The 25,397-nt window shown below is 31.7% G+C and carries 19 protein-coding genes; 6 read left to right on the forward strand and 13 right to left on the reverse strand.

Going from position 1 to position 25,397, the window contains the following annotated elements; genetic code table 11:
• The first annotated feature begins 126 nt into the window (after positions 1 to 126).
• The 4 genes from feoB to ACYIAR_RS05985 all read left to right on the forward strand — a co-directional run bounded on the left by feoB (position 127) and on the right by ACYIAR_RS05985 (position 8,080).
• Positions 127 to 2,607 carry a ferrous iron transport protein B gene (gene feoB / locus ACYIAR_RS05970; protein WP_480332715.1) on the forward strand — a complete coding sequence of 827 codons (2,481 nt, stop codon included), beginning with the start codon at positions 127 to 129 and terminating at the stop codon, positions 2,605 to 2,607.
• Positions 2,608 to 2,715: 108 nt separating this feature from the next.
• On the forward strand, positions 2,716 to 2,880 hold the full coding sequence (locus tag ACYIAR_RS05975) for a FeoB-associated Cys-rich membrane protein (RefSeq protein ID WP_480332717.1): 165 nt from the start codon (positions 2,716 to 2,718) through the stop codon (positions 2,878 to 2,880).
• A gap of 93 nt (positions 2,881 to 2,973) precedes the next feature.
• The gene (locus tag ACYIAR_RS05980; RefSeq protein WP_480332719.1) at positions 2,974 to 6,498 is read left to right on the forward strand and encodes a glycosyl hydrolase; all 3,525 of its coding nucleotides are present in this window, start codon (positions 2,974 to 2,976) and stop codon (positions 6,496 to 6,498) included.
• A 370-nt stretch (positions 6,499 to 6,868) separates the two neighbouring features.
• Complete coding sequence (locus ACYIAR_RS05985; RefSeq protein ID WP_480332721.1) at positions 6,869 to 8,080, forward strand: O-antigen ligase family protein; 1,212 nt, start codon at positions 6,869 to 6,871, stop codon at positions 8,078 to 8,080.
• 17 nt (positions 8,081 to 8,097) lie between these two features.
• Here ACYIAR_RS05985 and ACYIAR_RS05990 read toward each other — a convergent pair whose 3' ends face one another.
• The 12 genes from ACYIAR_RS05990 to ACYIAR_RS06045 all read right to left on the reverse strand — a co-directional run bounded on the left by ACYIAR_RS05990 (position 8,098) and on the right by ACYIAR_RS06045 (position 20,989).
• Complete coding sequence (locus ACYIAR_RS05990; RefSeq protein WP_480332723.1) at positions 8,098 to 8,811, reverse strand: WecB/TagA/CpsF family glycosyltransferase; 714 nt, start codon at positions 8,809 to 8,811, stop codon at positions 8,098 to 8,100.
• Between the two features lie 7 nt (positions 8,812 to 8,818).
• On the reverse strand, positions 8,819 to 10,051 hold the full coding sequence (locus ACYIAR_RS05995; protein WP_480332725.1) for a glycosyltransferase: 1,233 nt from the start codon (positions 10,049 to 10,051) through the stop codon (positions 8,819 to 8,821).
• A 14-nt stretch (positions 10,052 to 10,065) separates the two neighbouring features.
• Entirely contained in the window at positions 10,066 to 11,112 is a 1,047-nt protein-coding gene (locus ACYIAR_RS06000) for a glycosyltransferase family 4 protein (RefSeq protein ID WP_480332727.1), read from the reverse strand.
• Between the two features lies 1 nt (position 11,113).
• Positions 11,114 to 11,710: an acyltransferase gene (locus ACYIAR_RS06005; protein WP_480332729.1), complete on the reverse strand. Its 597-nt coding sequence runs from the start codon at positions 11,708 to 11,710 to the stop codon at positions 11,114 to 11,116.
• Positions 11,711 to 11,749: 39 nt separating this feature from the next.
• Positions 11,750 to 12,736, reverse strand: a complete 987-nt coding sequence (locus ACYIAR_RS06010; RefSeq protein WP_480332731.1) for a glycosyltransferase — start codon at positions 12,734 to 12,736, stop codon at positions 11,750 to 11,752.
• A 9-nt stretch (positions 12,737 to 12,745) separates the two neighbouring features.
• The gene (locus ACYIAR_RS06015; protein ID WP_480332733.1) at positions 12,746 to 13,738 is read right to left on the reverse strand and encodes a glycosyltransferase family 2 protein; all 993 of its coding nucleotides are present in this window, start codon (positions 13,736 to 13,738) and stop codon (positions 12,746 to 12,748) included.
• An 18-nt stretch (positions 13,739 to 13,756) separates the two neighbouring features.
• On the reverse strand, positions 13,757 to 14,689 hold the full coding sequence (locus tag ACYIAR_RS06020) for a glycosyltransferase family 2 protein (RefSeq protein ID WP_480332735.1): 933 nt from the start codon (positions 14,687 to 14,689) through the stop codon (positions 13,757 to 13,759).
• Between the two features lie 5 nt (positions 14,690 to 14,694).
• A complete protein-coding gene (locus ACYIAR_RS06025; protein ID WP_480332737.1) occupies positions 14,695 to 15,828 on the reverse strand; it encodes a polysaccharide pyruvyl transferase family protein in 1,134 nt (377 codons plus the stop codon).
• A gap of 1 nt (position 15,829) precedes the next feature.
• On the reverse strand, positions 15,830 to 16,969 hold the full coding sequence (locus ACYIAR_RS06030; RefSeq protein WP_480332739.1) for a Coenzyme F420 hydrogenase/dehydrogenase, beta subunit C-terminal domain: 1,140 nt from the start codon (positions 16,967 to 16,969) through the stop codon (positions 15,830 to 15,832).
• A complete protein-coding gene (locus ACYIAR_RS06035) occupies positions 16,966 to 18,492 on the reverse strand; it encodes an MATE family efflux transporter (RefSeq protein WP_480332741.1) in 1,527 nt (508 codons plus the stop codon). The genes ACYIAR_RS06030 and ACYIAR_RS06035 overlap by 4 nt, the downstream gene beginning before the upstream one ends.
• A 79-nt stretch (positions 18,493 to 18,571) precedes the next feature.
• Complete coding sequence (locus tag ACYIAR_RS06040) at positions 18,572 to 20,173, reverse strand: GumC family protein (protein ID WP_480332743.1); 1,602 nt, start codon at positions 20,171 to 20,173, stop codon at positions 18,572 to 18,574.
• A gap of 9 nt (positions 20,174 to 20,182) precedes the next feature.
• Entirely contained in the window at positions 20,183 to 20,989 is an 807-nt protein-coding gene (locus ACYIAR_RS06045) for a polysaccharide biosynthesis/export family protein (RefSeq protein WP_480333568.1), read from the reverse strand.
• 962 nt (positions 20,990 to 21,951) lie between these two features.
• On the opposite strand from ACYIAR_RS06045, the gene ACYIAR_RS06050 reads away from it, so the two are divergent.
• Both ACYIAR_RS06050 and ACYIAR_RS06055 read left to right on the forward strand, forming a co-directional pair.
• On the forward strand, positions 21,952 to 23,142 hold the full coding sequence (locus ACYIAR_RS06050) for a transglutaminase-like domain-containing protein (RefSeq protein WP_480332745.1): 1,191 nt from the start codon (positions 21,952 to 21,954) through the stop codon (positions 23,140 to 23,142).
• 55 nt (positions 23,143 to 23,197) lie between these two features.
• Positions 23,198 to 24,037: a CvfB family protein gene (locus tag ACYIAR_RS06055; RefSeq protein WP_480332747.1), complete on the forward strand. Its 840-nt coding sequence runs from the start codon at positions 23,198 to 23,200 to the stop codon at positions 24,035 to 24,037.
• A gap of 165 nt (positions 24,038 to 24,202) precedes the next feature.
• On the opposite strand, the gene ACYIAR_RS06060 is transcribed toward ACYIAR_RS06055, so the two are convergent.
• Positions 24,203 to 25,261: a mannose-1-phosphate guanylyltransferase gene (locus ACYIAR_RS06060; protein ID WP_480332749.1), complete on the reverse strand. Its 1,059-nt coding sequence runs from the start codon at positions 25,259 to 25,261 to the stop codon at positions 24,203 to 24,205.
• Positions 25,262 to 25,397: the final 136 nt, after the last annotated feature.

Here is a 25,397-nt window from a genome sequence, read left to right on the forward strand (position 1 = left end):
TATACTTATCTCCGTGGAAAAACAATTATTATCTGTAACTGGCAATGCCTGAAATACCTGAATGTAGGTATTGTTCAAGACATATATTACTCGTAAATTTGTGCGTGTTTTTTACCGAAAATAAAAATGAGATTATCAGAACTTCGCACAGGCGAAAAAGGAATTATTGTTAAGGTAATGGGACGCGGAGCTTTCCGCAAACGCATTATCGAGATGGGATTTATAAGAGGTAAAGAAGTTGAAGTAATAAAGAATGCACCACTAAAAGATCCTATTCACTACAGAGTAATGGGCTACGACGTTTCGCTTCGCCGCAACGATGCCCAACTAATTGAAGTTGTAAGCGCAGCCGAATTTGCAAAAGAAGAAAAAACAAGACTTGGCGAAAGGTCTATCGACAGCTATATCACACCTTCCGATGAAGAACTGCACAAAATGGCTCTCCACAAAGGTAAGATTATTAATGTTGCCCTTGTTGGAAATCCTAATTGCGGAAAGACATCTTTGTTCAATTTCGCTTCGGGCGCACATGAGCATGTCGGTAACTACAGCGGTGTGACTGTTGATGCAAAAGAAGGCACATTCCACCACAAGGATTATACTTTCAAAATAGTGGATTTGCCGGGAACATATTCCCTATCCGCTTATTCCCCGGAAGAACTTTACGTAAGGAAACATTTGAATGATGAGCAGCCGGATGTTGTAATCAATGTCGTTGATACTTCGAATCTGGAAAGAAATCTATATCTTACCTGCCAGCTTATCGACATGGACGTCAGAATGGTGATTGCCCTCAACATGTATGACGAACTGGAAAAACAGGGAAATAAGTTCGACCATGAATCTCTGTCAAAGATGCTCGGTATTCCAATGATACCAACCATCAGTAAAACAGGCTTCGGTATAGAAGATTTGTTCGACAGAGTTATAAAAGTATATGAAGAGGAAGACCCTATTCTCCGCCATATCCATATCAATTACGGAGAAATTCTGGAAAAAGGCATCAACAATGTTTACAGAACTCTCAAGAACGAGCCCAATATCCCAACCAGCTACTCACGCCGTTATCTGGCTATAAAGCTGATGGAGCGCGACAAGGAAATTGAGAAATTTGTCGAGACATTAAGTAATCCTAAGGAAATCCTGCAGGAAAGAGACAGAAATATCAACCACATTGAGGAATTGCTGAAAGAAGATACAGAAACATCCTTCACAAACGCCAGATACGGATTTATCTCCGGAGCTTTGCGCGAGACATTTGAACAGGCAAAAATGAAGGAGGTGACAAGCACACAGATAATCGACACGTTTGTCACACATAAAGTGCTTGGTTTCCCGATATTTATTCTTTTCATGTGGTTCATGTTTGAAGCGACATTCCGTATCGGTGAATATCCGATGGGATGGATTGAATCTCTTGTCGGAATGATAAGTGAGTTTATGAGAAACAATATGTCCGAAGGTCCGCTCAAGGACTTGATAGTTGACGGTATCATAGGAGGTGTCGGCGGTGTCATCGTATTCCTTCCAAACATCATCATATTGTATGCTTTCATATCTTTCATGGAAGACTCCGGATATATGGCACGAGCTGCCTTTATAATGGACCGCATAATGCACAAGATGGGGCTTCACGGGAAATCATTCATTCCTCTGGTTATGGGATTTGGATGTAACGTTCCGGCAATCATGGCATCACGAACCATCGAAAGCCGTAACAGCCGTATGATTACGATGCTTATAAATCCGCTGATGAGCTGTAGCGCACGTCTGCCGGTTTATATTTTGCTGACAGGTGCATTTTTCCCTAAAAATGCAGGAAGTATATTATTAGTATTATATGTATCCGGCATTTTGCTTGCCGTTCTGATGGCACGTCTGTTCAGAAGATATTTGTTTAATGAAGAAGATGTTCCTTTCGTAATGGAACTTCCGCCTTACAGACTCCCGACAGGAAAGTCTATACTTCTGCATATGTGGGAAAAGGCAAAGCAATATCTTCATAAGATGGGAGGAGTTATCCTTGTTGCTTCAATCATTATATGGTTCTTGAGCTATTTCCCTCAGCATTCAGCAGACGAAGCTGCTATTGGATCTCAAATTGCCCAAATAGAACAAACATCAAATGGCAATTTAACAGCAGAACAGGAAACTTCACTGGCAACTTTGGAAAAACAGAAAACAACTGTTCACCAGCAGAATTCATATATCGGACGTATCGGACAAGCCATACAACCGGTTCTTGCTCCTCTTGGTTTTGACTGGAAAATGAGTGTAAGTCTTATGACTGGTATGGCTGCCAAAGAAGTTGTTGTCAGCACATTGAGCGTATTATATACTGGAGAAGCAGACGATGAAAACACTCAAGCACTCGACCAGCAGATGAAGCAGGACAAATATCCGGACGGAACGCCGGTGTTTACACCTCTGGTTGCATTGAGCTTCATGTTGTTTGTCCTGATATATTTCCCATGTATCGCAACAGTTTCGGCAATAGTCAACGAATCCGGTTCATGGAAATGGGGATTGTTCGTAATTGGATATACATGTGTTTTGGCATGGATAACATCATTTGTGGTGTTCCAGATTGGAAGTCTTATTATATAATTCAATTTTAGCAAGCTGAACTTTCAGTTAACAAGGTAACAAGAAAACGAGTTGACAAGAACTTCTCTTGTCAACCCGTATCTTGTAAACTGTCAAACCTATTTGAATATGTGGCAATATATAGCAATAATTATCATCGGCATAGTAACAATCATGTATGTTGGTTTCAAACTATATAAAACTATAACTGCGCCAAAAGACAGCAATTTATGTGGCAGTTGCGATGGCTGCTCCGGATGTAAGATTAAAGATTTGAAGCAAAAGAAACAATAAAGTCAATTGTATAAACCAATAATTATATAATACAAGCCTGAAAAATCTATTTTATTCTATTTTTGTAACCAAAACTTCTTAAACTATAAATTTATGATTGGGAAAATCGCATTTTTCATTTCTCTATGTGTGTGCTTATCTGCCAATATGTATGCAGACAATAAAAAATCAGTGGGAAAACCTAACCGTTCAGCTAATTTCGATGCCTTGCCTGGCTTCAAGAATCCGCCTAAAGGATATGGAGAAGTGCCCTTCTACTGGTGGATGGGAGATACACTTACCAAAGAACATCTTACCGGCCATTTGGAAATACTTAAGGACAAATGTATTAGCAGTTTGCAGGTGAACTATGCTCACAGCGACAAAGGAGGGAAATTATGGGGACTTACATATAAATCCAAACCGGAAATATTCACCGAAGAATGGTGGGATTTGTTTGGCTGGTTTATGAAAGAAGCCAATAAAAGAGGAATGACAGTGAGTCTTAGCGACTATACACTCGGTGTTGGTCAGGAACAATATGTTGACGAAGCACTAAAGGCTCATCCGGAAATTCAAGGACATGAATTGAAATTCCGCAAAAGAAAAACTGATAAAGAAATTACATGGGAATTGCCGAAAGATGTACTGGCAGTTCAAGCATACCAATTCAGTAAAGACAGTACGCTGCTGCCTTCAAGTGTCATCGACTTGAAGCAATATTACAATGGCGGTATTCTGAAATGGTCGCCTTCAGAAGGAGAATGGATGGTGACTGTCGTATATTCAGAAGAGAAAGTTCCGTCATACAACCCAATGCATCCATTATCAGGAAAAGTTTACAATGAATTCTTTTTCCAGCAATTTGAAGACAGATTCCCGGAAGAATCAAAGGATGGATTGAATTTCTTTTTCTCGGACGAACTCAATTTCCTTCTTAGCAATTATATCTGGGATGAATATTTCCGTGACGAATTCAAGAAACGCAAAGGATACGACATTGTGCCTCATCTTGTAGCTTTATTTCAAGAAGTTGGAGACAAAACTTCCAAATACAGACTAGACTACAACGATGTAATGGTTTCATTGTGCGAAGAGAACTTTTTCGAACCAGTTTATCGCTGGCACGAAGACAGAGGTTTGATTTACGGATGCGACCACGGAGGCCGTGGTTTGGACGTGGCAGAATTTGGAGATTATTTCCGTACACAAAGATGGAATCAGGGTCCGGGCTGCGACCAGCCTAATCTTCAGAAAAACATCATAAAGAACAAAGTAGCCTCATCTATTGCACATATGTATGAACGGCCAAGAGTTTGGCTCGAAGGCTTTCACAGCAGTGGATGGGACACATCGTCAGGCGCGCTGGCTGATGCAATATTTGCCAACTACGTACAAGGACAGAATTTGCTCAGCTTGCACGGATTATATTATTCCACACCCGGCGGATGGTGGGAATGGGCACCGCCTTGCAACCATTTCCGTATGCCATACTGGAAAGAAATGGACAAATTGTTGAAATGCACAGAACGTCTGAGTTATATTCTCTCACAAGGATATCATTGTGCCGACGTAGCTATTCTTTATCCTGTAGAACCTGTTATTGCCGGAAACGGCAAAACAGCTGTTAATTGCGCATTCAAACTTGGAGAAGACTTATACAATCAAGGCATAGACTTTGACTTCATGGATTATGAATCACTGAAACGTGCAACTGTTGAAAACGGAAAACTGTGTGTTTCAGGCGAAAGTTTCAAAATCCTGGTTATTCCAAATATGGAAACAATACGCTCTACATCTATACGCAAAGCAGTAGAATTCCAGAAAGCCGGAGGTATCGTTATATGTGCAGACCAATTGCCAAAAGCTACCGAAGAAGGAATATTGGACAATGAATTGAATTCGATGGTAAATGAATTGTCTGTGACAAGCATGTCTTCCATCGTAAGCTATATAGATAATGTAACGAAAAGAGACTTTGAAATAACCGAAGGAGAGATAAACCAGCCGAATATAATGCACAGAAAAATCGGTAAAAGAAATCTATATGCAGTTTACAATGTAGATAAGAATTCGAAATGTTATTTCAGAGCTCATGGATCTGCCGAACTGTGGGATCCGTGGACAGGAAATGTAACTCCAATACCAGTTTGCTCAACTGACGAAGATGGTTCATATCTGTATCTTCCTCTGTCGAAAACTGAAATCCAACTGATAGTATTCGACCCGGAGAAAAAAGCTACGATAAGCGGCGAAAAAGATTTTCCGGTAATGAAGAAAAAAGAAATAACCGGAGAATGGTTCACTGAAATCATACCTATACTGAATAATCAGTGGGGAGATTATCACTGGCCAGCAAGCAACGAGCTTTTAGGTGCAGAAATCAGAAGTCTGGAATATACAACTCATGTGGACAGTAATTGGAAAAATACAACAATATCTTCTACAGAATGGAAGAAGCAAAGCGTTTCATTCGGTGACAAAATGCTGATACTGGAAGCCGTTGACCATCAAATAGAAGAATCTGTTTTACTCAGTGACAATTCTACTTTACCTTGGAAACCATATTCGTACTCATGGCGCTGGGGCGTAGAAAATGATTACGGACATCAGGGATATCATGGGTTAAAAACAGAAATGTATGATGATTTCATCAGACTTGGTAATCTAAAAGATGAATTTACTCAGCTAAAAAGAACAGAAAATCCTAATGGGACAAATTACTATTTACAAACATATGTAATTTCTCCGGAAGAAGGATTATATGAGATATTGCATGGGGAAAAAGTTCCTGAAAAAGTATGGATAAACAACAAGCCTATAAATTCAAACGGAAAAGTTCGATTGCAAAAAGGTCAGAACAAAGTTACTCTATACTATAAAGGTGCTGGAACTACATATTTTGTATTCCGTAACGAAGCATACAAAGGCAAGTTTGTAAACGAAATTCTGAAAGAAAAACCTCTCAGTATGAAATGGAACGGTGATTTGTCAATACTTCCCTACTCTATTTCAGGAAAAGAAGAGAAACAGTATTTCCGTTTCGTATCAGCTCCAGGACTTAAATCTTTAAACTTGTCTGCTTTCGCTTCAAATATGTCAGTATGGATTAATGGCAAAAAAGCTGATATAAAAGAAGTTTCAAAAAGAGAAGACGGACTGGCATCTTATGTAATAAACACCGTAAAAGATGAGATGCGACCAGCGTTAGTTACTATAGAACTTGAAAGCCTACATCACGGAGGTGCCGTTTTCCCATATCCTATAAAACAAACATGCGATAAAGGCTTATCAACCCTTGGAGACTGGAGCAGACAGCCCGGACTTGAAAGTTTCTCTGGCGGCATAAAATACAGTAAAGAAGTTGTTCTTAACGAAGAAGAATGTAAGAAAATCAACAGTCTGGACCTTGGTGATGTTATCTCAACAGCAGAAGTGTATATCAACGGTAAATATACCGGTACAAGATTGACTGCACCATGGGCTTTCGATGTAAAAGATTTTATCAAACCTGGCAAGAATTATATTGAAGTTATTGTATATAATACTATTGCTACTCACTATGCTTCTATTCCTTCAAGGTATAAAGGTGATGGTAAATCCGGGGTTGTGGGAGTTCCGGGGTGGATGGTGGAGTAAAAAACCTCTCATTTTCACTATAAAATAATTTTTAGATACAGAGTTCTGAACACCATTATTCAGAATTCTGTATCTATTTTATTTCATTTATAGGCATTTTTATCACTTTCACATTGAAAAATCTAATAAACAAGCTATTAAGTTTTTTCTCACCTCTTTATATTCAAACTCAAGCAGCATTTCCAACATTTGTATCATCAATGGTATTAGTAAACTTTGAAAAATCCAAAGTAGTTTATAATAAAAGTTGTAATTTTGCGTATTTAATATATATTCAAACACTATTTATTTATGATACAAGCCTTGTAATCAAAAATAAAATTTTCAATACAACATATTAATAAATTTTTCATTCTAAAAAAGTCTAATTATGCAAGATTTTATAAATAAACAATTCTTCTATTTATATACTTTCATGTTAACATTTGCAATGCTACTCTATGGATTAATAGGTTTTCAATCTATTGATGAAATTTGTGGCTTTGTTATATTATTAATGTTTTTATATCAAACCTTCTCTTCTAAAGATTGGAATATAAGTAAAGGATTTATAATTACGCTATTAATATTTATTTTTTACTTGTTCTATTCAATTTATATAGGTAGTAATTCAAAAAAAGCAATATTAGTCGATTTCATTATTCAATTAAAACCATATATTGCGTTTTTCTGTACATACCAACTAATGCCTATTTTTTCTGAAAGTCAAAAAAAAATATTAAATCAATATAGTCTATTATGTTGGTTTTTATTTCTTCCTATAGGCATTATAGGACTAATTAACTTTGATATTTTCAAACCCATTATGGGACATGCATCAAATTATGCAGCAGCAATTACAGCACTCTCCTTAACATACTTATTTACAGGCAAATTCACCAAAAAAGAAAAATTCATATTTATTTGTATGCTAGCAATAGGACTAACATCTGGTCGTTCTAAATTCTATGGATTCTTTATTTTTACTCTATTTGTAACTTTTTTCTCTGACAATATACAAAATCTAAAATTTAATTTAAAAAATACGATCATAATGCTTGCTATGCTTTTTGCTATTTTATTTGTTGCAAAAGAAAAAATAGATTTTTACTTTGTTCAAGGTTTTTCTTCTGAAACCTCTGAAAACGACTATGTCGCAAGATTTGCTCTTTATGCTACTTCTTTATTAATATTTACTGATTATTTCCCTTTTGGATCTGGTTTTGCAAGTTTTGCAACACATGCTTCAGGTGCATATTATTCTCCAATATATAAAGAATATGGTATTAATGGTATATGGGGATTGAGCAAAGATTATCCTTTTTTTGTATCAGATACTTATTATCCATCATTAGCTCAGTTCGGAGTTATTGGATTATGCCTATTTGTTATCTTTTGGTTATACTTATGCAAAAAAGCATACTCTAATTTTAGGGTATCAAAAAATACAATTTACCCAGCTATTATTATTATTATATCTGGATATTTTGCTATTGAAAATATTGCTGATGCAACATTCACAAGCCACAGAGGTATATTCTTTATGATGTTACTAGGTTTAGTTTTTTCAAATATGAAATATAATACCTCAAAAAAAAATTGAGGTATTATATTTTTTAATCAGAATTTATATTTAAGTTTTATGATTTCTTTAACAAAAACAAAATTATAAATTAAATACCTCCTCCATAAACGTTTTGGATCACTTAAAAGTCTTCCAAACCATTCTAATCCTAATGAAATCATCCAGCGTGGTGGTCTTTTTTTAGTTTCAGCAAAAAAATCGAAAACAGCACCTATACCACATATAACTTTAGCATTGATATTATTCTTATTTTGTAATATCCACATTTCTTGCTTTGGAGCAGTCATACCCACAAACACTACATCAGGGTCAAAGTTATTAATAGACTTACACATTTGATCATTATCCTCTTTTGAAAATACTTCTTTAAATGGTGGACTATATGTTTCAATAGATATATTAGGATAATTCAAGTTTATTTTTTCTCTAATTAATGATAAAGTATTCTCTGAAGATCCTAAATAAAAACATTTTCCTGAGTTTTTATTTAAAATATCAAGTAATAATTTATGTAAATCTGCTCCTGCAATTTTTTTTATTTTTCTATTTGTCAAAAATTTAGAAGCCCATACAATACTTACACCATCCGGCAAAAGATAATCACTTGTTTGTAAAGCTTCTTTAAACACCATATTATTATTTGTCATTACCCAAGAATAGGCATTAATTGTGTTTACTATTGTTTTATTCTTAGGTATATCAGTCAGACAAAAATCATCAGATACACGAAAATCACCTAATTCAACCATATTTTTACTAATTAATTACAGACTCATATATTTCTTTCAATAATTTCATTTTTGATTCCCATGAAAAGTCTTTAACTTTATATTGGCAGTTATTTGATAATACTTTAAGCATTGATCTATCATTAAATAATTTATCAATATAATAAGAAAAATCATCTATTGATTTTTTTATATTTGATAGTTCTATTTTATGCCCGACTGTATCATCAACAACTACACTAAAACCACACGCATTAAAACACAAGACAGGTAGATGATTCTCTATTGCTTCTAATACAACTGTTGAAGTATCTTCCACCACACTAGTAAACAAAAATAAATGAAACTTTTGCATTAACAAATGAACATTCTCATTAGGTAATGCTCCATGCCATATACAATTATCTATAATACCTAATTCAGCAGCTAATCTTTTATAGGATGAAGGATCATCTCCTCCAACAATATGTAATCGTATCTTTTTTTTATTCTTACAATTAGCTATTACTTTTAAAGCTAAGCATAATTGTTTTCTAAAATAAAAATGTCCCACCCATAAAATATCAAAATATTCACTTTCAATATCTCTTAAATTATTTTCTGGGCTTTTCAAAAAACTATTACATCCAGTTTCATTAATTAAAATTGGATATTTATTGTATATATCAATTATTCTTCTTCTAGTCTCAGGTACAGCTGCAATTAATATGTCAGCTCTTTTTATCGCAGAAGAAACCCTATGACTATATTTCATTTGTAGAACATTTATTGTATTCTTTAAATATACAAAAAATGAATACTTAAATCCTGCTCCTTTTAAATAGGATGTTGGAAAATTATTCATTCCCCCTATTGGTCCCCAAATAAATGGTATATCTTTGATTTTCCAGAGAAATCCAGGTTCCCTAAAACCTATCATGTTTAACTGATGAATAATATCAATTTTATTAGTAGAAACTATTTCCAACGCCTTTTTATAAGCTAACTTTTGCCATTTATAATAATAATAATAAAAACGCCAATCTCCTTGATTCCAGCATATTCTTCTTATTTTATCATTAACAGGTATATAAAAGAATTTAATATTATCTTTTTGAGAAAGGGACTCTAATTTAAACTCAATATTATCCTTCCATTCTCCTTCTGTAATAACATAAACTTTACAGAATGTTGCTATATTTACAATCCAATTCCACCCCATTCCTGGTTCAGATCCCCAATTCGGATTACAAGCATATGCATTAACTAAAACTGAAATCATTTAACGCCCCCTTTCTACAATAAAGATTTGTAAATATTATCTAGTTCTCTATTGATTGCATTTAAGCTAAACATTGTTTTTGCCAATTTATTTGACTCATATGAAATACTTTCACGTAAAGAAGGATTAGAGATTAATAAATCCAAACACTCTGACAGTTTTTTAATATCACCAACAGGATATACCAAAGCATTTTTTTCGTTAATCACTATATCAGGCAAGCCTCCGACTGGTGTACAAATTACAGGTAATCTATATGCCCAAGCATCTAAAACAGACATAGGAAAACCTTCTGAATAGCTTGATAAACAAAATATGGATGCTTCTGAAAATAAAATTTCTTTTTTCTTTCCACTAACCCATCCGACAAATTCAACTTTAGAGCTTATGTTTAAATCTTTTGCTATTCTTTTTGCTTTATCTAATTCTCCATTTCCTGCAAAAACCAACTTCCATGAATTATGTTTTGATGATATTAAAGAAAATGACTTTAATAAATCAGCATATCCCTTTCTATCAATCATTGTTCCTGCAAACAAAATATAATCTTTCTTTTTTGTTTCTATATTATTGTTTATTTCCTCTACTACAGGATTATATAATACTTTAATATTGTCTTTTAAACCTAAAGATTTAAAAACCCATAATTTCCATTGTTCTGATAACACCAATACTAAATCACTACCTGAAAAAATTCTCCTATAAAGATTCTTACATTTTTTATCAAATAAGACATCAGGCGTTGAACTATGAAAATGCATTATTATTCTTTTATGAAAAAATTTAGCTATATAATAAAAAACAGATTTCCTAATTAATGAACTATATGTTGCCACATGAATATGTACTATTTCACAAAATGGAACATACAACAAGAACTGAAACAATGCTCTAAAAAAGTATAATATTTTTATTATTGCCCCCCTATCAATATGTGTTTCAATCCATTTAATATTGTACTTTGACCATAATTCACATCTTTTATGAGCAGAAACAACTGCACTTATTCCACCTCTAGTTTTTTCAGAGGTTGCAACTACCAATATTCTATGACTATTCATATCATTTTCTTAATTTTATTAGCAATTCCTTCGTATAACGTAAAGATTCTGAATACAGTATCTTCTCATGTTGTAAAATTTCTTCTATATTAAAACGATATTTTAAAACCTTAGAAGGAACACCACCCACTATAGAGTAAGGTTGCACATCTCTAACAACAACACTTCCTGCAGCAACAACAGAACCTCGTCCGATTCTAACACCTTTCAATATTGTAACATTCGTTCCAATCCATACATCATCCTCTATAATAACATCAATATCATCACCAGGTTGTTTTTCTTTTATATCATAAATAAACATTCCAACATCAAAAATTCTATGATCCCCCCCGACTATTGTTACATGAGGACCAAACAAAACCTTATTTCCAATATAAATTTTACTTTCTGTTGCAACTAAACATGCATTAGGACCAATGTATACATCATTACCTATTGATATATTACTATATGTTATATCAGAAGTTATGGCAGAAAAACGAACATTCTTACCACAACTCAACATTATTTTTTTAAAAAAGAATGATAAGAATCTATTAATCACTCCTCTAAAAATATATCTAAATAATAATAATAATTTAGCAATAGTCTTCATATAAGATATTATATAATTTGATATTCTTTCAACATACATTTATTTATTTTTAAATGACATCAGAAATCTCAATATATACAACGATTTAATTCCAAAAAGATTATATAAAAAAGGAATAATAAATTCTCTAATATTTTTTTGCAAATACAAATATGTCAGATTATTGCTTTTTATATGAGTAAAAATAACTTTTCTTTCATTAAAAAGATTACTCTCTGCTACTCTTAAAAGAAGAGAAACCATCAACTGAGTAATATTTTCTTTAACAACACTTTTCACTTCATTGTTATAATTTTCTTTGAGGTATGTTTTTTTCAAGTTTGATGATATTTTTATAATATCTTCAACTTTTTTCATATTAAATGTATGTAATATTGAAGTTGACCTTTTTCTATATGCATATATAATATCAGGAACATACATTGCACGAGAAGACTTCAGTGCCAACTTTATTGAAAACTCAATATCTTCAAAATACATTCCTTCAACAAAGCGAACATTTGAATCAAGTAAAAATCTACGCTTTATCAAAGATAAACAAGAAAAAAACTCTCTATTATATATTTTCGAAACTAGTTCAGCACCATCAACAACCTTATTACTATACTTTAATCTCTTATCAATAAAAGCAGAAACCTCCATATCTTTTCCTAATTCGTCAACACTACGATAATCAAATCGCAATATTTCCAAATCATATTTATATGCTTTATCTATTATTGACTTTATAGTACTAGGATAAATATAATCATCTGAATCTAAGAAAAACACATAATCACCTTTAGCTTCAGATATTGCCCGATTTCTCGTTGCAGATAAGCCCTTGTTTTCTTGTGAAAACAATTTTATATTATTATATTGTTCAGATAATTTTCTAGCAAGTTCCAAACTTCTATCTGTAGAACCATCGTTTATAATAATTACTTCAAAATCTTCTTCTAGAATATTTTGTTTATATAAACTTAAAACACACTCTTCTAAATAGAGTTCAACATTAAAAACTGGTATAATAACAGATAACTTCATACAAAATAACTATTTTCCCAATAAATGTATTATTTTCTTACCCAATATATACATTAATGGGCTATTACATTTAATAGCAAATTTAAGAACTTTTGCTTGAATACAATAAGGTGTAAAATCTGAAATACTATTTAAATCAGCAAAAGTCTTTTTCACTTCCTCTAATTTATTTTCTGAAGCATATGCTTTATTTAAACATCTAGAAAAACTCCAATATTTCATTAATGACAATATTTCAACAGCTTTGTCATGTTCCATATTAATTTCTTTCAATAAAGAACTTATAACTGATATTCTTTTTAGTGCTATTTCATAGTAGTTAGCAGGAGTTTTTGCACTTAAACTATTACCCATTTCATCAACCATATATATATATGGTTGATAAGGCAAAGTCAAAGCAGATTTTGCATGCAATAAACAATTATAGCAAAACAAAGAATCTTCATGCAACGAAATATCTTCATCAAACAAAATATTATTTTCTGTTAATATTTTACGGCTTACACTCATTGAGCACATATAGCCTAATAATCCTATTTTGAATAAATGATATACAAGGTCTGAGATAGAAGATGTATTTGTGCTAATCTGTTTAGGTTTAAAACCTTCAATATATTTGTTTTCCCTTAATGAAAATACTTTTAATCCCCAAAATACCATATCGTAAGTATTAACATAAGGTAATATATGTTCTAAAAAACCATGTTCAACAATATCATCAGAATCTATAAATATTATATTTTTTCCTAAAGCTTGCTTTAATCCTAAATTTCTTGCAGATGATACCCCTTTATTCTTTTGATGAAAAACTCGTATTCTATTATCAATAAACGAATATTTATCACATATTTCACCTGATTTATCAGGTGAACCATCATCTATCAGTAATAGTTCAAAATCTTTATGTGTCTGTTTTAAGATAGAATCTATAGTTTTTTCCAAAACTTCCTCAACTTTATAAACAGGTACAATTATAGAAAAATCGGGATTTTGCTTATTCATAAATAATCTATAACTAAACTATTTTACAAATATATATTTTATATCTCTGAGTATATTTTTAGCAACTTCAAAACTATCAATAAAACAATTAAATGGATAATTTATTTCCAAATAAAACTTTCTACGTTCATCAAAACTCATTTTTTTTCTATATACATTTTTAATTGCAAATTTAATCTTGCTATCAAATGATTTTTCCAACAAATCAATAACTTCAGGTTTACTTCGTGTTAAACATAATTTTTTAACACGAAATTCTTCTTCTGCTGCTTTTTTTATCAAATAAGGATCTAAAATTTTTTTTGATAAAGAATATATATTATCTTGATTGTACAAATAATACTGTTTATTTGATATATACATACATTTTGCTTTTGAAAAAGCCAAAAATGAAAATATATGATCCTCACACCAAGAAATATCTTCCAGAAATTTAATATTAGAAACTATATCATAACGAAAAAATGTATTCCATAAAAAACCATAATAAGAATTTAGTTCATTTTTATAATACATATCTTCTGTATCATATAATAAATATGATGATATATCTCCTATATTTATTTTTGATTTACCTTTTTTTATAGTATATCCAAACTTATAAATATCAATTTGTGGATTATCAGACAAAATAGATATAAAATCTTCAAAAATGTTATCTAACAAACTATCGTCTGAATCAACAAAATAGATCCAATCCCCACTAGCTTTAGAAAGACCAAAGTTTCTTGTAGCAGAAACCCCTTTATTTTCCTGACTATAATAGAAAAACCTTTCATCTTTTAGAGCAAATTCTTTACATATGATATTTGAATTGTCGGTTGAACCATCATTAACAAGAATGATTTCTAGGTTAGCATAAGATTGCCCTAATATACTATTTAAACAATTCTCTAAATATTTTTCAGAATTATATACAGGTATAACTATTGATATTTTAGGACATAGCATAATTTCTAAGAAAAAGATGTTTTTAAAAAATTATATGATTTCTCTCTATATAACTTCAAATTATTATTTACAAATACCCAATCTATAGGAGCATTTATATCTATATTACCAATCTCATCTTCTTGTATTAAACGTTCTTTAAGATCAAATAATTCTAATAATGAGATAAAACGTGTCATACCTCTTTTTTTATTACCAATGACCCAAAATGGTTTATTAAATATAATTGAAAACACACAAGCATGAAAAGAATCAGTTATAACCATTTTAGAAATATCAAAAGACATCAACCAATTCTCAATAGGAGGTTGAATTCGTTTTTCTAAAGTTAAACTAATATTATCTACATCTGAATTTGAAGTAAAAAACTCCATTCCCAATTTTGATGAAACCATATTTACAAATTCCATCTTTGCATCTTCAGAGTCCAATATATACACAAAAATCTTTTCGCTATGTATTTTTAATTCTTCATTAAATATCAAATTCTTATAATCTTCCTTAGATAATAGTAATGTAGGATCTAAAACCAACTCCGCATGTTTATTAAATTTTTTATCACACAATAACACAGCAGAGCTTTCTCTAACAGAAACTTTATCAAACTTCGAAATTAGCTTCTTACATATTTCCGTTTCTTTCAAAGAATACTCCCACTCTTCTGTTCCAAAAGATGCTGCATAAGCTATTTTTCTTATTTTATCTTTTTTAATAAATGACAAAAAAGCATATGATATATCCCCATATGAAGCCTTAAAATATTGAGGCCTCCAAACTTGATCACTACCAACTATAAAACAATCAAAGTTGTCTATAATTTTATCATTAAAAGAAGATATATATTGAACTTTCAAATTATGATCTATAAACCTTTGTGTATATTGAGATATAAGTTTATATTGTTTTTCATTTTCTTGCTCAACAAATAAAGAAACTCTTTTATCTCTAAATATATAATATTTAATAATACGTTTCAAATAAGCGAAAGGACGTTTCCAATATGGTAAAGAAAAGTCTTTCTTTTTATCAAGTAAAACAGGCTCTACACCAAATCTAGATAAAACTGTTTGTAATGCAAATGCTTGTAAAATTCCGCCATAATTTGTATGAAGCGATAATGTCAATACTGCAACTTTCATTTCATCTAAAATTTACTATTAATTTAATTTTTCTCTTAATTCTATCAATAATTGAGCCTTTAAGCGTTTTCTCAATTAAAGATTCAATACTTATATTTTCTCTTCTAAATTTAGAGAAAAAATATTTTCTTTTATATCTAGGGATAATAATACTTGATTTAAATCCAGAATTATATATCTTTACTTTAGATAAAGGTACAAACTCTTCTATATAATTTTCCAGTTTTATTAAATCATAAATTTTGGGAGTGTGTATTATAACCAAACTTGTACCTAAATCATCATCACATTTAGAACAAATTTCATCAACACCCCAAAAATCAGCCATAGTTATATCACTTAAAGATTTCTCAACCTTAAAATTACAATTATAACATGATGGACGCAAATAAATATCATTTAAAAAACCTCTCATATATAAATTATCATATGCTTTTTGAATATAGTTGGATCCATCATCATAAATGACTGAAAAAGTATAATTCTTCCAACCACTATTCTTATCCCTAAACTTAACAGATATAGGTTTCCTTCCTTTAGATATTTCTTTTAAATACTCACTCCAAACTTTTGGAGATGGAACACCATGACATAAACAATCAACCGTAATAAGTTTATCATATTTTTTTTTCAAGAAACAAACAAGACCTTGTATTTGGCAAGAAGTACCTGTATATAAAACATATTTTCCTTTATCTAAAAAATCTTTGACTTCTATAAATGTATTATTTTGTCGGCTTTGTAAATATTTACTACCAGACATATCTTTTATATGCTTTATATCAGATATATGTATATGCTTTACACTCCAATCAGAATCAAATACAGCGCCAAAAACAACACCTCCTCTTTTTATGATATTCTCTGCTAACATAAAAAAAAATCCACCAGAAGTGCTATTATATCGTATTTCCTTATTATCATTCCTATAAGCAAAAGTACAAAGAGGTTCATGGAATATAGTTTTTTTTAACATGGGACAAACCTTCTCACATAAATGACAATTTACACATAAAGATTTATCAACTTTAGGATATAAAAAACCTTCATTATCCTCCTTCATTATTATACACTGTTTAGGACAAACTTGAACACAAGCTGAACAGCCACAACAGTTTTCTTTATTTATTATTTCAATCATAAAATCTTTGATTTTAGATATAGGAATTTCTCTAAAACGAAAGAACGTTCTTTTCTATCTAATCCTACAAAATAAACAGTAAATGATACTGAAAATAAAGATATAACTAAAACTATTAAAAATCTAATTATTCCATAATTAATTTTGTAATGCAAATAAAAAGGTAAAATACAAGAAAATATTGCTACAATTAAGATTTTAAAAACCACATCAACAAAATAATAACTAATTGAAAGATTTAACTTTTTTCTAGCAAAAAAAAGTCGTATTAATACAGCAAAACATGCTATAATAAAATGAACAATAAAAACAATTTGGGGAAGATTTATAAACAACAATACAAAATAAGAAACTGGAACAATCAATAAAAGTACACCACCAACAACTAATTGATATAATTTTATGTCCCCTGTAGCCATAATAGAAACCATTAATGGATTTGCTAACGAATCAATAACAGATATTGCCAAAATTAATCGTGTAAAAGGAACTGCATACTCAGGGACATTACCAAGCCATACATTTAATATAAAAGGAGTTTCTAACAACAAAGGTAAAATTATTATCCATAACAAATAAAATGAGAATCTTGAACTTCTATATATTAAATTATGCATGCTAGCTATCTCTCCGGAGGCATAAGTCTTTGTAATTTGAGGGTTTAATGCTGTTTGAAAATTATAACAAAAGCCAACTACGGCAGATTGAACTTGAACAGCAATGCCTCGTGCAGCATTCAAGACAGGTCCATAAAAAACATTTAACAACAAATTTATACCTTGGCCAAAAGCTACAGCTGAAATATTACCTATTAAATTCCAGACTGCAAAACCTATCATCTTTTTAAAAATACCTGGTATATAAATTAATTTATACGAAACTTCACTAAAAGATTTAAGACAATATACTTGATAAACTAAACTTATAAAACATTGAATAGCCAGCATCATTAAAGCATAAACTTTTAATTTATCGAAATTTATCGATAGTAAAACATAAACAACTAACAATTTTAATGACACTTCTACAATAGAAATATAAGCAAAAGCATGCATTTTTTCCTTTGCTATAATTATTGCATTAAAAGGAACGGTTAACATTAAAATAACAGTTGAAATAACTGAGCAATGATATACAAAATAAGAAGCATCAACTCTATCATATGGAATATTCATATATTCTTTTAAAAAATATATGCCTATTGTTTCTGCAACTAAAAAGAACAAAACTGCAATCAACAGATGTATAAAACAACTTGTACTAAAAACATCTCTAACACCAGATGTATTTAACTTTCCTAATTCAAATGATAAAAAACGTTGTGTTGCACTAGACATTGCATTATTAAGAAAACTAAATAATAAAACAAATCCAGCAACCACATTATAAATTCCAAAATCTTCAATTCCTAAGACCTGTAAAACTACTCTTGATGTATATAAACTTATACACATCAAGACTATCATTCGTAAATATAATAACAATGAGTTTTTTACTATTAATTTGCTATTTATAACATTCATAATTAGTCTATATTTACGAAACCATATATAAAAGATATCATAATGACTTATTTGTCATTATGATATCAAAGTCAATTATTTAATTATTATCTACTTTTTTATACTCTTCTATCAATTCTCTAAATCTTTCTTTAAGAAACAAATACATAACAGGAACTGTCAATGTAAAAACAAGCATAAAAATAGCCGCATACAATTTTCTTGGACCAATAGGTAAATATTTTGCATAAGCAGGTTCTGTCAAAAAACCTCGATCTCTTCCACTACCTAATGACAAAGCCAATTCCTCTCTTTTTTGCAATAGAACTAAGTAAACACCTTGCAAAATTTCCTGTTGACGTTTTAAATCCAAAAACTCACGTTCATAAGTAGGAACATTTGTCATCTTCTGCATAATTTCATTTTCCTGTTTTTTCAAATCTGATTTAACTAGATCAATTCCTTTTTTAGAATTTTGAACAGCAACAAGCACACTTTCTCTTAATTTTTCCAATTGAATATCTGCAATTTCTGTCAATGGGTTATCCGCATTAGAAGTCTTTTTCATCTTCTCACGAGCTAACAATGCCTCATTATAATTTGTTGCAGGACTTCCTTTTTCACCATCTCCAGAAGTCAATGCCGCTGGAATTAGCTTATATTTATTTTCTGGATTTGTAATATATTCCTCCAACAAATTTACAATATGACTTTGAGCCTCTAATTCTATTATTTTCTCTCTATAAATCTTTATTGCTTCAGTGTACATCTTGATATCATACTCAACATCAGTCATTTTATTCTTCAACTTATAAATTTCTATTTCTCTCTCTTTTTCTTCTAATTGAGACATAACTTCATTTATACGTGAATTCAAAAAATCAATACTTATATTTCCTTCTTCTGATTTTACACGGTTTGTTTCCTTATTATAGACTTCAACTATAGTGTTCAACAAAAGAACTCCTCGGATTTTATTATGATCTTGATATATTAATTCCAATGTATTCGCATTCTTAGAATATTCATCAACTGATATTAAATCTTTAAAATCTTCAGCTACCCAAGCTGCTGGAGCTACCGTAACATTCAAGCTACACTCTTTCAAATTATCTGTATTTGACAATAATCGAATCTTTCCTTCTTTCAACTTAAAAGATGCAGGTAATGTATTAAAGGTAAACTTCTCTCCAGTATCCTCCATTTTAACATTCACCTTCCCATCTTTTTCAACATCCAAAGAGAATGAAACGAATCTATCTAAAGACAAACGCATTGAAGAATCAGGAACTACCAATACCGGAGTATTATTATTATACAGTTTCTCATATGAAAAGGGCTTCTCATAAGTAACATCCAAACCTAACTCCAATACAACTTGCTTTAATAACTTATTTGATTTTAATACAGCCGTTTCATCATCCAAATTTAATGTTCCACCAGATTTACCCCCAAGTCCAAAAGAACGCATCAATCCTGCAGCTTCACCTAATCCCATACCACCACCAGACGACAAATCTTTATCATCCTGTATTTTTACCATTGACATAATTTCATATGTCTTTGGGTAAAGCAAAAGATATAAAACTGCAGGTATAAAAGAAATCACACCAGCCAATAAAAATAACTTCCAGTGTTTTACATACCCTATTATTATCCTTTTAAGGCTTATAACCTCATCATCATTATGCAAATCTTTCATATTTTTCCTTTAGTTATTTTTTATACTAATCACCATAGCTACAATTACTGATACCGAACTAATCAACGATGTTATCAAAGACATCGTAAACTGACGATCTGAACTTGTTCTAGATCTTAATTTTGTTTTAATAGGTTCTGCATATACTACATCATTCTGCTTTAAATAAAAACATGGCGAAGCAAAAATATTCGGATCAGTAATATCCAAACGATAGATATCTTTCTTTCCGTCATTTTCTCTTATGACCAAAATATTTTTTCGATTTGCAGTTAAAGGTAAATCACCAGCCATACCTATAACATCCAAAATAGTTACTCTATCATTTTTTATAGAATATGACCCCGGCCTATTGAATTCCCCCATCATAGTAACCTTGAAATTAAGTAATTCAACCTTTACCAATGGTTTATCTTTTACATATTTAGAAATTCTATTTTGCAAATCTGCAGCGAGTTCTTGACGAGTTAATCCTGCAACATGGATCTTACCTAATACGGGAAACTCTATATCACCATTTTTATCAACCAAATATGTATACATGGACTGAGAAGCAATAATAGCCTGCTCTCCCTCCGCTGCTGAATAAGAGTAAACTGGAGGATTAAATGGGGCAACAGATGCCGGATCCCAATTACTTACAGTTATAGAAAGTAAATCATCATAAGTAAGCTTTGTTGAATATGTTTGACTCATTGCTTCCAACTGTTCAGGGCTTAAAGAGTCAACACCTTGAAAATAAATCACATCTCTAGGTTGTGCACAAGCTGTTAGCAATACACAAAAAACTGCAAATAATAATTCCTTAAATTTCATTACTTTGTTTATTGATTTTGAACTGCAAAGATAACATTTTCGTATCATTTGCCATAAATTAAAAATCTCAAAAATCTCTCTACACTTAGTATAACGATGAAAATAATCTAAAATTGCTGCATACACATCATATTTTTCTACAATATTTTTTATTAACAATTCAGAGTTGTAACCCATTAGACTATAGCTTTAAAATATTTCAATAAATAACTACTTCAACCAAGATATACTAAATGTCATTTTTCCGACAAAAAAGGTTTCATAAGTTAACAAAACAAGCATTTTTGCTAACAAGCAATTTACTAAAATTGGAGCAAAAAAATTGAAAACTCAGTTTCAAAAACATCGTTTTGAAAAATGATTGCAATGATTTTGGTAAAAGATTGCAATCGTTTGCCTGAGTCATTGCAATCATTTAGCAGACTCTTCACAATCATTTGTTGAAATCATCGCAATTATTTTTTTAACAAATACTTTTCAGTGAATAAATCTATTTCAAAACCATTAAAAAAGCAGCAATTTATAGTAATATTCACTCTGGAAGAGTAAAAAACATGAACAATTTCAAATTGCCATTTAGCAAGAATTAGTTATTTAAGGAAAACAAAATGATTGAAGGGAAGAAAATTAATACTATAAAAATTTTCAGGTGTAAGAAAAAGCTACATTTTTGCATCAATATGTATTTTCTTAACTCTATGAGACTGACATCATTATAAATATTCTAACAATTGCTCCGAAATATCGTAATCTCAACATAGTTTATTTGACAATATGTCAAAAGTAACAAAATGACAATTGGGCAATATCTTTCATAGAATAAGTTGATAAGATTTATTTTTTAGTTAAAGAATCAAGGTATAACACTTTCTTTATTTTAGCCTTAAAAATAAGTTATTAAATTTACAGTGCTAAAACAATATAAAATCCTTTATTACTAAACATTATATTATTAATTAATCATGAAGCATCTATTCTTCATCCTATTCCTTGGCCTAATCGCTTGCAGCGAAGGCAAGTATAACAATGTTCCAGAAAAGTATCATAATTTGCTAGACAAAGCATTGGTTACAGCCGGCAACAATGCTATTGAACTTCAAACAGCATTAGAAAAAGCTCCTGCCGAGCAAAAAGAAGGTATGGCTTTCCTTATTTCTTATATGCCAGAAAGAGATTTAAAGGAACTGAAAGCTGATTTTCTTCTTGAAAATTCTGCTTACGCCTATAAAGCAAGAGATCAGTTTTCATGGGCAAAACAAATTCCTGATTCTATTTTCTTCAACGAAGTTCTGCCTTATGTCAGTTTAAACGAAAAGAGAGAAAACTGGAGAAAGGAGTTTTTTGACAGATTCAGCAAATATGTGGTAAATTGTTCAGACATCTTCGAGGCTATTGATTCTATCAATCAAAATGTAAGAGACGAGGTTATGGTTGATTATAGTACTAAAAGAAAAAAACCGGATCAGGCTCCTTTCGAATCAATGGAACAACATTTGGCCTCTTGTACCGGATTGTCTATTATTCTGACAGATGCTTTTCGTGCAGTAGGTATTCCTTCACGTGTGGCTGGAACTCCAAACTGGCATGATGAACGCGGTAACCACAACTGGACAGAAGTTTGGGCTAATGGCAAATGGTATTTCACAGAATATTATTTCCCAGGTCAGCTAGATAACGCCTGGTTTTTTGCCGATGCCGGTAAAGCTATTAAAAATGACAGAGAAAAAGCTATTTACGCATCATCTTTCAGACCAACAGGTATTTCTTTCCCTTTGGTTTGGGATGAAAATATCAAATATGTGGCTGCAGAAAATGTTACAGACAGATATACTGAATTATATAGAAAACATCTTGCAAGTATATCTACTGATGGCAACCATGTTAGTTTGCGAGTTATGGCCTTCAAAAATAAAAATCAAGATAAAGAATCAGATGACAAAGTAGCTGTTAATCTTGATATTTTTGAAGATAGCAAGCAAATGGGTGGTGGAAGGACATCCGGACCGACTCAGGACATGAACGATGTCTTGACTTTTGCATTGGAGAAAAACAAGACATATACAATTAAATATGCCGATTCAAAAGGAAAACTCCAAGAGGTGAAAGTAAAACTGGATGACAAGTCTTCTGAAGTGAAGATTTATATGGAGTAACTACTAGTTTTGCAAAAATTATATTTTCCGTACTTTTGTAAAAACATTTTTGGATATGCTTAACATAGGAAACTACAACAATCTCAAAGTCGTTAAAATTCTAGATTTTGGCGCTTACCTTGATGGGGGTAACGGAAAGGAAATATTATTGCCTACACGATATGTTCCTGAAGGATTAAAACCTGGTGACGAACTGGAGGTATTTATCTATCATGATAATGAAGGACGTCTCATTGCTACAACACTCCATCCCAAAGCTGTTGTTGGAGAGTTTCAGTTTATGGAAGTAAAGTCTGTCAACAAAACAGGTGCATTCCTGGATTGGGGGCTGATGAAAGATTTGCTGGTTCCTTTCAAAGAACAGAAAATGCCGATGAAGGAAGGCAAATGGTATTTGGTGTACGTAAGGCTGGACCATGTTACAGGAAGAATTATGGCTTCTGCACGCATTGAAAAATTCCTCAACAACACGCCTCCTAATTATGAACATAATCAGGAAGTTGATCTGATTGTTGCTGACGACACAGAAATTGGATATAAAGTTATTGTCAACAATTCTCATTGGGGAATGGTATATCACAGCGAAGTATTCCATCGCCTTGAAAAAGGTGACCATATAAAAGGTTATGTGAAAGAGGTTCGTGATGATGACAAGATTGATGTAAGCCTGACGCCTCTTGGATACCAGAAAGTTGAAGGTATTGCAAAAGTAATACTGGATGCACTTCAGGTAAAAAACGGATATTTGCCTGTTCACGACAAGAGTGATCCGGAATTGATATACTCACTGTTCAGGTGCAGTAAGAAAGCTTTCAAACAAGCTATTGGTTCTCTATATAAACAACATATTATTGCAATAGAGAAAGATGGTATAAGAATTATAGAGAATAACTGATATTAAAAAGCAGACAGGGCATCAGAGACAAGTTGACGAGGTAAGATTGGCATCGGCATTGCCTGCGCTATGCAATCTTAAAAACTTAACCCCATTCAACTCATATCTGTTGCCCTGTTTACTGAACTTATAAACTCAAAAACTTACAAACTCAGCAACTCAAAATTATGAATTAGACTTCTGTATCAATTCCTTGATATGATCTTCATTGCCTAACGAACAAATCATAAGAACATCTTCCGTATCAGCTATCATAAAACCGGAAAGTCCGTCGATAATTACCTTTTTATTTGGATTTGTCTCTTTCACCAGGTTGCTTCCGGAGTGATAAAGATTAGGAGAGGTTCCGGAAACAGCATTGTTATCTTCATCTTTTTCCAACAGGGAATATAAAGCACCCCAAGATCCAACATCACTCCAACCAAGGTCTGCAACACAACGTACATATACTTGTGAAGATTTTTCCATTATTCCATAATCTATAGATATAGAAGGAGAATTCACAAATGCAGAATTAACCTTTTCCTGCTCTTCCGAAGTTCCATAACTTGAGGAAATAGAATCAAACAAAGATGATATTTCCGGCAAGTACATCTCAAACGACTGTATTATGGAACGGACTGACCATATAAACATTCCGGAATTCCAATAATAACTGCCGTCAGCAAGATACTGGGTTGCAACATTAATATTAGGTTTTTCCTTAAATCTCAACACTCTGGTAATACTACTGCCAGATTCACGGCTTGTCTGTATATAGCCATAACCAGTTGCAGGATATGTTGGGGTAATACCTATTGTTAATAAAGAATGATTCTTACCTGCAAAATCTATACCTTCTTTCATTATTTCAGCAAAACGCACAGTGTTTGATATATAATGATCAGAAGGGGTTACAATAGCAACAGCATCAGGGTCAATATGACGAAGTTTGTACATGGCATAAGCTATACAAGGCGCAGTGTTCCTACGGCATGGTTCCGTCAAAACTTGCTCAGGAGTCAAGTCCGGCAATTGCTCAAGAACAAGACTTTTATAGATTTCTCCTGTAAGAACAAAGAAATTTTCTTTTGGAATAAATTCAGAGAAACGGTCATAAGTCAACTGTATAAAAGTACGGCCGACTCCCATCGCATCAACGAACTGTTTAGGTTTTTCTTCTCTGCTCAAAGGCCAGAAACGCGAGCCTATTCCTCCCGCCATTATAATACAATATGCTGCCATATATAATTTCTTTTATTTAAGTTTAGCAAGTTCTCAACTTAAAAGCTAACAAGGCTTCAGAAACTAGTTAACAAGGTCCAAACACCTATAACTTTACAATTTATTATCTAACATCTTGTCAACTTGTATTCATGTC

It is taken from the genome of Parabacteroides sp. KHUB-01, from assembly GCF_056640935.1.